21 protein-coding genes are annotated in these 12,162 nt (G+C 66.5%); 16 read left to right on the forward strand and 5 right to left on the reverse strand.

The genetic code is table 11. The annotated features are described in order from the left end of the window. On the reverse strand, positions 1–207 hold a 207-nt coding region (locus ACLP25_RS17710), incomplete at its 3' end, for a hypothetical protein (RefSeq protein WP_442470490.1). 170 nt (positions 208–377) lie between these two features. Here ACLP25_RS17710 and ACLP25_RS17715 point away from each other — a divergent pair. The 3 genes from ACLP25_RS17715 to ACLP25_RS17725 are packed head-to-tail and all read left to right on the forward strand — an operon-like array spanning position 378 to position 2,392. Further along, complete coding sequence (locus ACLP25_RS17715; RefSeq protein WP_442470491.1) at positions 378–1,445, forward strand: AI-2E family transporter; 1,068 nt, start codon at positions 378–380, stop codon at positions 1,443–1,445. 57 nt (positions 1,446–1,502) lie between these two features. Beyond that, positions 1,503–1,904 carry a DUF883 family protein gene (locus ACLP25_RS17720; RefSeq protein WP_442470492.1) on the forward strand — a complete coding sequence of 134 codons (402 nt, stop codon included), beginning with the start codon at positions 1,503–1,505 and terminating at the stop codon, positions 1,902–1,904. A 14-nt stretch (positions 1,905–1,918) separates the two neighbouring features. After that, on the forward strand, positions 1,919–2,392 hold the full coding sequence (locus ACLP25_RS17725; protein ID WP_442470493.1) for a hypothetical protein: 474 nt from the start codon (positions 1,919–1,921) through the stop codon (positions 2,390–2,392). On the opposite strand, the gene ACLP25_RS17730 is transcribed toward ACLP25_RS17725, so the two are convergent. Then, positions 2,385–2,537 (reverse strand): DUF3309 family protein, encoded by a 153-nt coding sequence (locus ACLP25_RS17730; RefSeq protein WP_442470494.1) that lies wholly within the window; start codon positions 2,535–2,537, stop codon positions 2,385–2,387. The genes ACLP25_RS17725 and ACLP25_RS17730 overlap by 8 nt on opposite strands. A gap of 100 nt (positions 2,538–2,637) precedes the next feature. Between ACLP25_RS17730 and ACLP25_RS17735 the strand changes: the two genes are divergently transcribed. Continuing rightward, entirely contained in the window at positions 2,638–3,057 is a 420-nt protein-coding gene (locus ACLP25_RS17735; RefSeq protein WP_442470495.1) for a secondary thiamine-phosphate synthase enzyme YjbQ, read from the forward strand. A gap of 72 nt (positions 3,058–3,129) precedes the next feature. Here ACLP25_RS17735 and ACLP25_RS17740 read toward each other — a convergent pair whose 3' ends face one another. Further along, complete coding sequence (locus ACLP25_RS17740; protein ID WP_442470496.1) at positions 3,130–3,333, reverse strand: CsbD family protein; 204 nt, start codon at positions 3,331–3,333, stop codon at positions 3,130–3,132. 163 nt (positions 3,334–3,496) lie between these two features. Here ACLP25_RS17740 and ACLP25_RS17745 point away from each other — a divergent pair, with 163 nt between their 5' ends. The 3 genes from ACLP25_RS17745 (at position 3,497) to ACLP25_RS17755 (ending at position 4,613) form a co-directional block, all read left to right on the forward strand. Next, positions 3,497–3,739 carry a hypothetical protein gene (locus ACLP25_RS17745; RefSeq protein ID WP_442470497.1) on the forward strand — a complete coding sequence of 81 codons (243 nt, stop codon included), beginning with the start codon at positions 3,497–3,499 and terminating at the stop codon, positions 3,737–3,739. Positions 3,740–3,801: 62 nt separating this feature from the next. Continuing rightward, on the forward strand, positions 3,802–4,125 hold the full coding sequence (locus ACLP25_RS17750) for a hypothetical protein (RefSeq protein WP_442470498.1): 324 nt from the start codon (positions 3,802–3,804) through the stop codon (positions 4,123–4,125). After that, complete coding sequence (locus ACLP25_RS17755; protein ID WP_442470499.1) at positions 4,122–4,613, forward strand: UdgX family uracil-DNA binding protein; 492 nt, start codon at positions 4,122–4,124, stop codon at positions 4,611–4,613. Before ACLP25_RS17750 ends, ACLP25_RS17755 begins: the two co-directional genes overlap by 4 nt. Positions 4,614–4,771: 158 nt before the next feature. Here the strand turns inward: ACLP25_RS17755 and ACLP25_RS17760 are convergent, their stop codons facing one another. Then, positions 4,772–5,266: a PRC-barrel domain-containing protein gene (locus ACLP25_RS17760; protein WP_442470500.1), complete on the reverse strand. Its 495-nt coding sequence runs from the start codon at positions 5,264–5,266 to the stop codon at positions 4,772–4,774. 176 nt (positions 5,267–5,442) lie between these two features. Here ACLP25_RS17760 and nuoI point away from each other — a divergent pair, with 176 nt between their 5' ends. The 9 genes from nuoI to ACLP25_RS17805 all read left to right on the forward strand — a co-directional run bounded on the left by nuoI (position 5,443) and on the right by ACLP25_RS17805 (position 11,643). Then, positions 5,443–5,931, forward strand: coding sequence for an NADH-quinone oxidoreductase subunit NuoI (gene nuoI / locus ACLP25_RS17765; protein ID WP_442470501.1), 489 nt, complete (start codon positions 5,443–5,445; stop codon positions 5,929–5,931). A 297-nt stretch (positions 5,932–6,228) separates the two neighbouring features. Then, on the forward strand, positions 6,229–6,399 hold the full coding sequence (locus ACLP25_RS17770) for a DUF1328 domain-containing protein (protein ID WP_442470502.1): 171 nt from the start codon (positions 6,229–6,231) through the stop codon (positions 6,397–6,399). Between the two features lie 360 nt (positions 6,400–6,759). Continuing rightward, a complete protein-coding gene (locus ACLP25_RS17775; protein ID WP_442470503.1) occupies positions 6,760–6,963 on the forward strand; it encodes a NepR family anti-sigma factor in 204 nt (67 codons plus the stop codon). After that, positions 6,950–7,480, forward strand: coding sequence for a sigma-70 family RNA polymerase sigma factor (locus ACLP25_RS17780; RefSeq protein WP_442470504.1), 531 nt, complete (start codon positions 6,950–6,952; stop codon positions 7,478–7,480). The genes ACLP25_RS17775 and ACLP25_RS17780 overlap by 14 nt, the downstream gene beginning before the upstream one ends. Positions 7,481–7,587: 107 nt before the next feature. Continuing rightward, positions 7,588–7,986 carry a DUF2934 domain-containing protein gene (locus ACLP25_RS17785; protein ID WP_442470505.1) on the forward strand — a complete coding sequence of 133 codons (399 nt, stop codon included), beginning with the start codon at positions 7,588–7,590 and terminating at the stop codon, positions 7,984–7,986. A 754-nt stretch (positions 7,987–8,740) separates the two neighbouring features. Further along, positions 8,741–9,355 (forward strand): glutathione S-transferase family protein, encoded by a 615-nt coding sequence (locus ACLP25_RS17790; RefSeq protein WP_442470506.1) that lies wholly within the window; start codon positions 8,741–8,743, stop codon positions 9,353–9,355. Between the two features lie 49 nt (positions 9,356–9,404). Then, positions 9,405–9,656: a hypothetical protein gene (locus ACLP25_RS17795; RefSeq protein ID WP_442470507.1), complete on the forward strand. Its 252-nt coding sequence runs from the start codon at positions 9,405–9,407 to the stop codon at positions 9,654–9,656. A gap of 102 nt (positions 9,657–9,758) precedes the next feature. Continuing rightward, positions 9,759–10,640: an adenylate/guanylate cyclase domain-containing protein gene (locus tag ACLP25_RS17800; protein WP_442470508.1), complete on the forward strand. Its 882-nt coding sequence runs from the start codon at positions 9,759–9,761 to the stop codon at positions 10,638–10,640. Between the two features lie 109 nt (positions 10,641–10,749). Beyond that, positions 10,750–11,643, forward strand: a complete 894-nt coding sequence (locus tag ACLP25_RS17805) for an adenylate/guanylate cyclase domain-containing protein (protein WP_442470509.1) — start codon at positions 10,750–10,752, stop codon at positions 11,641–11,643. Positions 11,644–11,745: 102 nt separating this feature from the next. On the opposite strand, the gene ACLP25_RS17810 is transcribed toward ACLP25_RS17805, so the two are convergent. Further along, on the reverse strand, positions 11,746–12,162 hold a 417-nt coding region (locus tag ACLP25_RS17810), incomplete at its 5' end, for a TetR family transcriptional regulator C-terminal domain-containing protein (RefSeq protein WP_442470510.1).

Below are 12,162 nucleotides of genomic sequence, written 5' to 3' on the forward strand. Positions count from 1 at the left end.
GGCGCGCGCAAGCATCGCACGGACCAGCCGGTCGACGGTGTGGAAATTGGGCTGACCGTCGCCGGCTCTTCGCGGCCGCGCAAGAGCCGCGACCCGCGGCGCCTTGGCGCGCTCCAGCACGTGCGTCGCCAGCGCCTCCGAAATGGCCTTCTCCCGCTGGTTCGCGGGTAGGAGCGCAGGAGCCTGATCCATGATTTCATCTTGCATGGCGTTTGTCCCTCGGCGAGCCAGCGGCGCGCCTTCCGATTCTTTCGCGGCAACACCTAGCGCGGCCGCGCGGCGACTGGATTGATCCCGGTCAATCGGCATGAAAATTGGGTTGCGCCGACTCCGCCCGTGGCGCGTTTATGTCGATCATGGCGCGACCGGAGGACACAATGCGCGAGGGCCGTCCACGACCCAATCCAACCGTCGTCGTCGATGAGAACGCCGAGCCCGTCGACCGGCTTCGGCTGATGTCGGCGTGGTCCGTCGCCGCGCTCGCGCTCATTGCGTCGGGCGCAGTCCTCTTCATCATGCGAGACCTGTTTCTGCCGATCATGACCGCCTTCGTCGTCGGCGTGATGCTTTCGCCGGTCGCCAAGGCGCTGGAAGAGCGCGGCGTGCCGCGGGTGGCTTCCGCCGCCCTGATCGTGCTCATCACGGCGCTCATGATCATTCTGACTGTCGCGCTCATCGCCGCGCCGATCGCCGATCTCGCGGACAAGCTGCCGAACATCGGCGCCAAGCTGCAGACCTTCGAGGCCCCTTTCGCGTTCTGGCGGCGCATCGAGGCGTCGATCGGGATCGAACCGGGCGCCGCCCACCTCTCGCTGCCTGAGCCGAGCATCGCGTGGGTCCCGACCACGATCGGCTACATCTCGCCCCCGCTGACGGGGTTTCTCTATTTCCTCGTCGTCCTGCTCCTGTTCATCTCCTGGTGGCCCGATTTCCGCCGCCAGCTCGTCATGACCTTCGCAAGTCGCGAGTCCCGCCTGCGGGTCCTCAAGATCCTCAACGAGGTCGAGGCCTCACTGGCGACCTATCTTCTGACCGTCGCCTGCATCAACGTCGCCGTCGGCGTCGCCGCGGGGCTCATCGCCGCTCTGACGGGTCTGCCGTTTCCCATCGGTTTCGGAACTCTTGCGGCCACGCTGAATTTCATCCCGATCGTCGGGCCCGTCGCCATGATCGTCGTGCTCGCCGCGGTCGGCGTGGTCACCGGGACGACGCTCTGGTCAGGCATGTTGCCGGCCGCGCTGTTCATGCTGGTCGTATTTCTCGAGGGGCAGTTCATCACCCCCGCGATCATCGGTCGCCGGCTGGAGATCAACGCGCTCGCCGTGCTCCTGATGCTCATGTTCTGGACCTGGATGTGGGGGCCCATGGGCGCTTTCCTCTCCTCTCCGCTGCTGATCGTCGGCCTCGTTTTGCGCGACCATCTCTATCCAGAATCTCGGAGCTAACGAGGCGGAACTTTTCCCGGAGCGGGCGCGTTGCTGGCGAGGGAATGGAGAACGCCCATGAATGACGCCGCAAAATCTTTCGACGACCTCCCCAAGAGCGCCGGGCGCAGCGCCGCCGCAGAAGACGCCTACATCCGCCTCGAGAAGGATATCACCGCCGTGAAGACCGAGATTGCCCGCCTTTCCGACCAGATCGCCGACGCGGTGAACGCCCTCGGGGTCATCGCGCAGTCCGAAACGCGCCGCGGGCTGAAACGCGCCCGAGCCAACGTCAACGCCCTGGCGAGCGACGCCTCGGACCGCGCCGGCGCCGCTGCCGTCGCTATGTCCATCGTCGCGCAGGACACGGCGAATTCGATCGGCGACACGCTTTCCGACGCCATCGAGGAACGTCCCGTCGCCTCGCTCGCGCTGGCGATGGGACTCGGCTTCCTGATCGGCGTGACCTGGCGCCGCTGACAAAGGCGTTCACGATGCTCGAACGACTATCGGACCGCTGGAAAGCGGAGGCCGGCGGCGCCTTGACCCGCGCCGCCATCGCATTCGCGGCCGCCGTCTGCATCGCGATCGCCGTTGCTTTTCTTTGCGCCGCGGTTTTCGTGGTCGTCTTGCGCGACTACGGCGTCACGGACGCATGTCTCGCAGGGGCCGCTTTCTTCGTTGTCGCAGCCTTTGTCCTTCTGGCCGCTTTCGCCGGCGTCGCGGCGAGTCGCAGGCGGGCGATTCGAGCGCTGCATGAGCGCGCCGAGGCGGAGACGGCCTCGTCGCCGCTGGCGGACCCGCGGCTCGTCCTCGTCGCGTTGCAAGTCATCCAGGCGGTCGGCTTCCGGCGCATGTTGCCCATTGTCGCGCTTGGGGGAGCGGCATTCGCGCTCGCGTCGCGGCCGCGTCCGGCACGACGGGGCGCGCGCGGAATGAACTCGCACGCCCCGCCCGGGACTATATGACGCCGACGAGGGCCAGAATCAGAAGGATAATGAGGATCGTGCCCAGTCCGCCCGCGGGGTAGTAGCCCCAGCCGGAGCTGTAAGGCCATGTCGGCAGCGCGCCGACCAGAAGCAGAATCACGATGATGAGGAGAATCAGACGCATTGACGGATGCCTCTTTTTTTATTCCTTACTTTGGACACCGCGATAACCCGATACGGGCGAAACTGTTCCCAAAAGGATCGCGCGGACCGGAGGCGGCTCCATGCGTCAATACGTCGACGTCATTGCCATCCAGACGCCGGGCAGAGGACTCCTTGAGACGACTCAGCCGGTTTCCGGGTGGGTCTCCGGCTCCGGTCTTCGCACTGGACTCTTGACCCTCTTCTGCCGGCACACCTCGGCCTCGCTCCTCATTCAGGAGAACGCAGCCCCAGAGGTGCAGAGGGACCTCGAGGCCTATTTCGCGCGGATTGCGCCGGAGGATCCGCGGGCTTACGCGCACAACGACGAAGGTCCGGACGACATGCCGGCGCACATCCGCGCCGCACTGACCGGCGTGCAGCTTTCGATTCCGCTGATGGGCGGACAGCTCGCGCTCGGAACATGGCAGGGAATCTATCTTTTCGAGCACCGCCGCGCCCCGCATCGGCGGGAAATCGCCGTGCATCTTTTCGGCGAGTGAGCGGAGCCCGCACTGACAGAATCGCCCCGCCGTTTTCAGGGCGGGGCCTCCGATCTACGTCGCCGACTGCGGTCAGATGTCCTGGCGCAGCCGCCATTCATCGATGGCTTCGCGCGCCTTGTCCTTGGCGAGGCCGTAGCGCTCCTGGATCTTGCCCTCGAGCTGGTCGCGCTTCCCGTCGATCGTCGTGAGGTCGTCGTCGGTGAGCGCTCCCCACTGCTCCTTCACCTTGCCCTTCATCTGCTTCCAGTTTCCTTGAATCCGGTCCCAATCCATCGCGAAGATCTCCTGTGTCCTCTGCGCTCCTGATCCTGACGAGGAACGTGCGCAGAGGGGAACTTTTGGGGTCGCCGAATGTTCCCGTGCGGAGGAGGGCGAAGTCGCGGCGGAACGCGTTGCCGCACCGGTCTCCGTCATTGAACTTGGAAAGGAGACTCGCGTGGCGACAATCGCCTACAAGGTCCTGCGGCAGGGCGACCAATGGTCCGTAAACCGCGAAGGGGCTGCTGAGGACATGACTTATGTCACGCAGGAGGCGGCGTTCGAAGCGGCGGCGGGCGCCGCAGGCGGCGACCTTCGCTCAGGACATGCCATCGTGATCGAGGTGCTTCCCGCAACCGATCCCGTCGGGGCGAAGGACCTCGGCGGTGCGCCTATCCAAGGCGACGGCTTTCACATCTGAGAAGGGGGCCGGAACCTCGGCCGCTCGACGGGCGTTGGCCGACACATCAAGGAGACAATGCGATGGCGCTCGATTTGGTCCCAACCCACGTCTCGATTCCGAAGCCGTCCGCGCAGGCCTTGGCTGGATCCGCGGGGCGTTCCCGCGCCAGGCGCGCGCTGCTCGCTGCTCGCGCGCAGGCGGCCGCCGAGCGCGAGAGGACGCACGGACATGGACATGGGATGAGCCGCAATCGGACGCCGAGCAAGGAAAGCGGCCTGCCCCATGACAGCGGGCGCGAAGAGAAGCAGCCTTATTCCCGCGAGGTCGAAGACTATTCCGACGACGGCGCTGCTCATGGTCCGCGCGAGCAGACGGATGACCAGCGGCAGCCGCGCGCCCGGTGACCCCATCGCGCTTCGCTGGCGCCGACGCCATCGAGCGGCTACGCGAAGAAGCCGCGGCGTGCCGGTCCTGTCCGCTATGGCGTAACGTGACCCAAACGGTGTTCGGGGAAGGCGCGGCCGGCGCTCATTTGCTTTTTGTCGGCGAGCAGCCGGGCGACCGGGAGGATCGTGCGGGCCGCCCATTTGTCGGACCTGCGGGACAGATCTTCGACAAGGCTCTTGCGGAGGCCGGCGTCGACCGCTCGACCGTTTATGTCACGAATGCGGTGAAGCACTTCAAGTTCGAGCCCGGCAAGCGCCGCCTGCACAAGAGCCCGAACGGAAGCGAAATTGCGGCCTGCCGCTCCTGGCTGCTCGCGGAGATCGAAGCCGTCAACCCCCGCCTCGTCGTGGCGCTCGGCGCAACCGCGGCGCAGAGCCTCACCGGACGCCCGCTCAGGGTCGGCGCCTCGGCAAGGCGCTGGACATCGACGGCGGCCGACGCGTGATCGTCGCCGCGCATCCGTCGGCGCTGCTGCGAATCCTCGATCCGGCGTTGAGACAGCCGGCTTTTGCGCAGTTTGTCGAGACCTTGAGGGGCGCAGCCGCCGCCGCGCGAGGCGGTTGAGCCGCGAGGCGCGGAACGCCCGCGCCTCGCGGCTAGCGATCAGCTCCGGCTCGCGGACCACCGGCCGTCGTACTTGAACTCCGGCGCGGACTTGAGCTCGTCCTTGGTCGCGTTCATCGCCGCGCGCCAGGTCTTCTGGTTGGCGTCGTACGTGATATTGACGGCGCCGGGATCGACCGCAACGTAGTGCGTGCCCATGCCGAGGAAGCCGCCCACGGACAGTATGTAGCCCTTCACGCTGTTGTCCTTGTCGAGGACAACGTCGTGGATTTTGCCGATATCGTTGTTCTGGCTGTTGTAGACGTCGAGGCCGACGACGTTCTCGCTCAGCATCGCGGTGTCCGGCACCGAGATGAAGCTCGGACCCTTGCTCGGCGTTTCAGCCGCTGTGGTCGTACGGGCGGTGGTCGGCTCATTGGACATGCTGGCGGGCGGCGTGTTGGCCGGCGAATTCGCGGGCGGAGAACCGTTCTGCGCCACAGCGGCGCCTGCAAGCATCGGAATCGCGGCTGCGGCGAAGAGAACTTTACGCATGGTCTGCTCCTTTGAGTTCTGAATCCTGGTTCGAACCGCGAAGCGGTCACTCAAAAACGCCAGCGGCGCCGTCGAAGTTCCGTTATTCCGGCCTCGGACTCCGCCGGCGGAACTTCCGCGGCTCAGCGACGTTCACGACGCGCCGCCTGCCGGAATCCGGCGCCGGGGACACTGTCATGAGGCTCTCACAGGACGCACGCTCGATCTTCCTCAGTGAATTCGTTGGCGCGTTTGCGCTATCGCTCCGCTACATGTTCAAGCGGAAGGTGACGCTGAACTACCCGAACGAGAAGAGTCCGCTCTCGCCGCGCTTCCGGGGCGAGCACGCCTTGCGCCGCTACCCGAACGGCGAGGAGCGCTGCATTGCCTGCAAGCTCTGCGAGGCAATCTGCCCCGCCCAGGCGATCACCATCGAGGCCGGCCCGTGGGGAAACGATGGAACGCGCCGCACGACCCGGTACGACATCGACATGGTCAAGTGCATCTACTGCGGCTTCTGCCAGGAAGCCTGTCCCGTCGATGCGATCGTCGAGGGGCCGAACTTCGAATTCTCTACGGAGACGCGCGAAGAGCTCTTCTATGACAAGGACCGACTGCTCGCCAACGGCGACCGCTGGGAGCGGGAAATCGCGCGGAACATTCTCGCCGACGCTCCCTATCGCTGACAAAACGCGCGGGAATCTAACTGGACCTTGCGACAGAGCGCCCCGAACTCGCGGCCTGGCGCGACAAGCGCGCGGTGGACGTTTTCCCTTGGACTTCGCGCCATGGCGAAGCAGGCGTCATCCGGCCGGACAGCTGCGTCGCGCTGGCCGGCGAATCCAACGCCCCGGACGGGGCAGAGCGCGACGTCGTGCTGCGCGAGCTCACGCCCTGCCCCCGAGTTGACCGAGCCGCGCATGTCGTCCGGAACCGGACGGGCGATTCCGCGTTTAGCAAGAACAAGACGCCAGGAGGGCGACATGTTCGGTTGGGCGATTACTTTCCTCATCATCGCGCTGATCGCCGGGGCGCTCGGATTCGGCATCGTCGCCGGAACCGCATTCGCCGCGGCGAAAATCATCTTCATCGTGGCGCTGCTCGCGTTCCTCATTTCCGCCGTGCTCGGCTATTCGAGGCGTGGAGTGCCCTGACGACGCACAAGGCGGCGTCAGGCCGGGGAAAGAGCGTCCGGACGAGTCAAGCGTCGCGCGGGCGCAGGATCAGTCCGCCGGCAGAGCGGCGAGACGAGAGCTGCGACGTTCATGGAGTCGGCGCTCTCCTCAGTTTGATGGAGCTCGAAACGCCTCGAGTCGCGGAACGACACGCTCTGAGATGAGCGAAATGTGGCCTTGAACTCGTGGCCGCCTGCCTCGCCAGTCGGCTGTCGCGACGCCCTCGCGACGGCCGCGCGCGCGTCGGTTTAAAATTGTTGGAACAGGAGGGCTCCTTGTCCGTTTTCCGGAGTATGAGGAAGAGTATCCCTCATCCAGGTCACTCGGGGCGGACGACTCATGACCCACTCGAACTCCAAAAAAGCCGACCAGCCGGGTGAAACGCCATTGGACACCAAGGTCCTCGACGCGATCGGGCGCGCCCTGAAGGCGCACTACGACGATCTCGTCAAAGCGCCGCTACCGGAGCGGTTCCTCGACCTTCTCGACAGCCTCGAAATTGAGGAGCGAAAGTCGAAAGGAGACGCTGATGCCGCCGGCTAGTTTCAAGGACGACCTGATCGCTGAAATGTCGAGTCTGCGCGCGTTCGCGGTGTCGCTCTGCGGATCCGCTTCGGTCGCCGACGACCTTGTCCAGGAGACCTTGTTGCGCGCCTGGAGCAAGTGGGACAAGTTCCAGCCTGGCACGAGCCTGCGCGCGTGGCTCTTCACCATCTTGCGCAACATCTATTATTCGAACTGCCGAAAGAGCGTGCGCGAAGTGCAAGACAGCGACGGCGCCTACGCGCAGCGGATGGTTGTTCCCGGCGACCAGGAGAGCCACGTCGACCTCGAGGATTTTCGCAAGGCCCTCGCGCGGCTTCCGGTCGAGCAGCGCGAAGTGCTGATCCTCGTCGGCGCCTCCGGAGTCTCGTACGAGGAAGCGGCGGCGATCTGCGGCGTCGAAATCGGCACGATCAAGAGCCGCCTGAGCCGAGCCAGATCGCAGCTTGTCACGACGTTGGGATGGAGCGAGAACGCCCAGGCTCAGCTCGAACGCAAAATCCGCCGCGCCGGATGAGGTGCGATGGGCCAATCTGGCGCTTTCATTTGACGCCGCAACGATGTTTGTCGCAAAGTGTGTTGCAGGGACGGGCGCGATTCGCGCCGAAATTTTGAGGTGCGCGGATGCCCCATCGAGATCGACGCATTCAGGAGATCGCTTATCTGTTGTGGGAGCAGGAGGGACGGCCAGAGGGCCAGTCAGACCGCTTCTGGCATCTGGCGATCGAACGGTACGAAGCCGAAGTAGCGGCGCCCGGAGAGACCGAGGCTGAGCCGCCGGCCCTTCTCATGACCGACGAGCCCCCGGCGCTCGAGGCGGAAACCCCGGCGCCGACGAAGAAGCGAGCGTCCGCCAAGGCGAAAGCCGCGGCCGGCGAGGACGAAAAGCCCGCCGCCAAGGCAAAAACCGCTAAAGTGAAAGACGAGAGCCCGAAGGCCGAGAAGCCGAAAGCGATCGAGAGCGAGCCCCTTCTGAAGTCGGCAGACAAGCCGAAAGCGGCCAAGCGCAAGCCCGCGCTCTAAGGCGAACGGCCCTCCGCGCCGAGCAATGCGCAGGCGTTCAAAACGTCGAATTGATTCCCATCCCAACAGCATGGGAGGCCGGGGCGCCTGCTGGCGCGCGCCGACTCGGGCGACGGCCGTCATGCCGCGTTCGTCGCGCAGGTCGTCGAACAGGACTTGCCGCCTCGTTTCGCCTTCGCCGTCGTTGCGACATAACGCCGCGGAGTAACTGCAGCCACCGCGGTGGCGATCGCTTTGGCGAAGGCCTTGGTCCTAAGCCGCGGGGTTCGCGGCCTCAGAGGCGCGACCGCGTTGCTTCCTTTGCCTGGCGCGACCCAGGGCGGGTGCAAGACTCGCAACCGCGTCGGCGAGGCTCGGGATGCTTCTGGAGGAACGTCTTCGCCTCGATTCATCCGGAGCGAGTGGTCGGCCGCCGAGGAAAGGGCGCCATCGAAGCGCAGGCGGATGCGGAATCCGTGCGCGCCTTGTTGGCGACGCCGCCATCCGGGCACAGCAGCCGTTCGCGCAGGGTCAGGGGGAAAAGCCATGCGCGGATTTTGCCTCAGGGCATCGTCATCGCATCGCCCTGGCGGCCGGTTGGGACCGCTTGCCTGGCAACGCTCCAGGCGCTCGCTCCGCGCAGCGGGGCCGAGGCGAGAGGCAACATCATCGACTGGCCGGGCCCAGGAGGCGTGTCTACGCCCCATTCGCCGTGCTAAACGAGGCGTAAAGGCCGGCTCCGCGCCGCGCCGCGACGATGGACAGGAAAGAGGCGATGAAACTCTATTACTCCCCGGGAAGTTGCGCCCTCGGCATCCATCTTCTGCTTGAGGAAGTCGGCGCGCCGTTCGATCTTCACCGCGTCAATTTCGCCGAGCGGGAGCAGTACGGCGAGGCCTTTCTGGGGATCAATCCGAAGGCGAAGGTGCCTGCGTTGCAGCGCGACGACGGGACGGTGCTGACCGAATTTCAGGCGATCGCCGTCTATCTCGCGCTGACCCATCCTGAGAAGCGGTTGATCCCTGCGAGCGTCGAAGGGCAGGCCCGTATGCTCGAGGCGATGGACTATATCGTCGGGACGATCCACGGGGCGGGATTCCGCCGTCTGTTTCGCCCGGCGGAGTTCGCGGCGCACGAGGCGGACCATGACGCGGTGAAGGCGCGCGGGCTCGAGATCGTCAACGCCGGTTTCGCGCTGATCGACAAAGACCTCGCCGGCAAGGACTGGGCGGTCGGCGATTTCTCGCTTGCCGACGCGGCGATCTTCTACCCCAGCTTCTGGGCCGCGGGGCGGCTCAACATCCCCCTTCCCATCAACTTGCAGGCGCACTACCGGCGCATGAGGGCGCGTCCGGCTGTCGCGCAGGCGCTGAAGGACGAGGGCCTTTAGCGCCGCCTCGCCGCCAGTACGGCCCCAACGGACGAAAGGACTTCTGATCATGCGCATGATCACGCTGGCCGCCGCGGCTCTTCTCATCGCGCCGGACGTCGCGCGCGCAGCAGAGACGTACGCCGTCGACAATTGGCCGGCCGACGTCGACACGATTCCCTGCAGCGCCTGGGAGCATTATCCGGACGGCTCGTGGGCGCTTCACGGCTACGTCAAGCTCGGCGCCTCCGTGATTGAGAACGTCGGCTTTAAGGGCGACAGCACGGCCCGCCTGCTCGACAGGAAGTGCGGCAAGAAGTAGCCCGGGCGATCGAAGCGCGTGCTTTTGCGGCCTTGACCGCCGCGGCGAGGCAGCGGGCTCATGGGTCGCCGCTCCCGGCGTTCATCGGTATAAAGGGCCGACATGGCGGAAGGGCGGAAGATCGCGGCGATCCTCGTCGCCGACATCGTCGGCTATAGCCGGCTGACCAGCGTCGACGAAGAGGGGACGCTGGCGCGGCTGCGAGGCTTGCGAGAAGACCTGTTCAACCCGGCGTTCGACGCCCATGGCGGGCGTCTGGTCAAACGGACAGGGGACGGCGTCATCGTCGAGTTCCGCAGCGTGGTCGAAGCGGTGCGCTGCGCGCTCGACATCGCGAACGGCCTCTCCGAACGGAACGCGGACGCGCCCGCCGACCGGCGCATAGAGGTCCGCACCGGCATCCATCTCGGCGACGTGGTCGAGGAGCCCGACGGCGACCTGATGGGCGACGGGGTGAACATCGCCGCCCGGCTCGAAGGAATCGCGGCGCCCGGCGGAATCTGCCTGTCGGAAGACGCCTGGCGGCAGGTGCGCGACAAGATTCCCGATGCGTTCGTCGACCTCGGCGAGCGGCGGCTCAAGAACATCGTCCGCCCGATGCGGGTGTACGCGCTCGGCGACGCGGGCGGCGCGGCCCCTGCCGCCGCGCCGCCCTCCGTCCCTATCCTCGACCCGCTGGCTTCGACCGCGCCGGCCGTCCGAACGCTCGAGACCGCCGCGCTTGGCCTTCTGGAAAATGTCGGCCGGTTTGTCGGCGCTTATGCGGAGCGTGCAGTGACGGCCCGCGGCGCCGCGTCGCCGGACCTCGCCGATCCCTCCGACCGCGGCGCCGCGCGCCGCATCCGGAAGACGCGCGACCGGACATTCCGGCGCACGATCATCGCCGCTGCGATCCTGACCCTGCTTGCCGCGCGCGCGTGCCATGGACCGCAGATCGCCAGCGCGCCCCATGCCGAGCGGCCGCATGCCGGCGACGTTCGATAGCGCGATCGCGCGGAGGCCGCGCCGTCCGCTCCGGTTTGATCTGGATCAGCCCAGCGAGCCGACGCAGGAATATTCTGCTAGAAAACACAAATGCATCTGGAGCGGCGTCGTGACTGAGGGAAGGAAGATCGCGGCGATTCTTGTCGCCGATGTCGTGGGCTACAGCCGGCTGATGGGCGCCGAGGAGGAGGCGACGCTTGCACGCCTGCGCGCGTTGCGCAACGAGGTCTTCAGTCCGGCGATCGAGGCCCACGGCGGGCGCGTCGTCAGTCGCGCGGGCGATGGCGCCGTCGTCGAGTTCCGCAGCGTGGTCGAAGCGGTGCGCTGTGCAGTCGACATCACGAAAGGTCTCGCCGAGCGCAACGCGCCGCTGCCGCTCGAACGGCGCATCGAGATCCGCACGGGGATCCATCTCGGCGACGTCATCGAGACGGAGGACGGCGACCTGTTCGGCGACGCCGTCAATATCGCGGCGCGCCTCGAAGGGATTTGCGCGCCCGGCGGAGTCTGTCTTTCCGAGGACGCCTGGCGGCAGGTGCGCGACAAGCTGCCGGAAACCTTCCTCGACCTCGGCGAACGGGAGCTCAAGAACATCGTCCGGCCGATGCGGGTCTATGCGCTGGGTTTCAGCGGGAGCCAGTTGCCGGCGCGGCCGGCGGTCGTCGACCAGCCGGCGCGACTGATGCGGACGGCCCGCGCCATTCCGGCCGCCGCGATCGGCGTGATCGAGAGCGTCGCCCGGTTCACCGACGCCTACGCCAGTCCGCCGGACGCGTCCGGCGATCCGGCAAAACGGCTTTCCCCCGCTCGCAAGCATTCCGGCCTCGCGAAGGCCGTCGGAATTCTCGAAACCGTCGAGCGCATCGTCGACGTCGTGAGCGATCGGACGGCCGGGCGGGACGCGGATGCCCCCAATCGTCCCCAGCCTGCTCCGGACGGCGAAACCGCAGGCCGGGAGACCGTCCCTGACGGTCGGCGTCGCCGCAATTCGCGCGGCCCATGACGATGCCGCAGCGTCATGACGCGTGGGCGGGCGTGGCACCGCCACCGTAAGCCACTGCGCCGCACACGATCGTGTCGATCGCCAGCTGCGACCGCGGCCTGTCTAAGCCGCCACCCCGCTTACGATCGTGTCGATCACCTGCCGCTTGGCGCGCTCGAAGGCGTCGTCGTCGAGGGGACGGCCGCCGTTGAGCGTCGCGATCTCGTGCGCGGCGTTGGCATATTGCTGGGTCGTCGCCCAGATCATGTAGAACAGCACCTTTGGCTCGATCGGCTTCAACGTGCCGGCGGCGATCCAGCGCTTCACCGCCTTCTCGCGCGAGGCGACCCAGCCGGTGAGCGTCGTATCGAGGAAGTCCTGGACGATCGGAGCGCCGCGCATGATCTCCGCCGACCAGATGCATGACGAAAGCGGCATGGCGCGGGCGAGATCCATCTTGGCGCCGATATAGGCCGAGAGCGCCTCGCGCGGGTCCTCGCTGGTATCGAATGAGGCGGCGGCGGCGAGCCAGGCGGTCAG

Source organism: Roseiarcus sp. (assembly GCF_052145395.1).
In the GTDB taxonomy this organism is placed as follows: domain Bacteria; phylum Pseudomonadota; class Alphaproteobacteria; order Rhizobiales; family Beijerinckiaceae; genus Roseiarcus.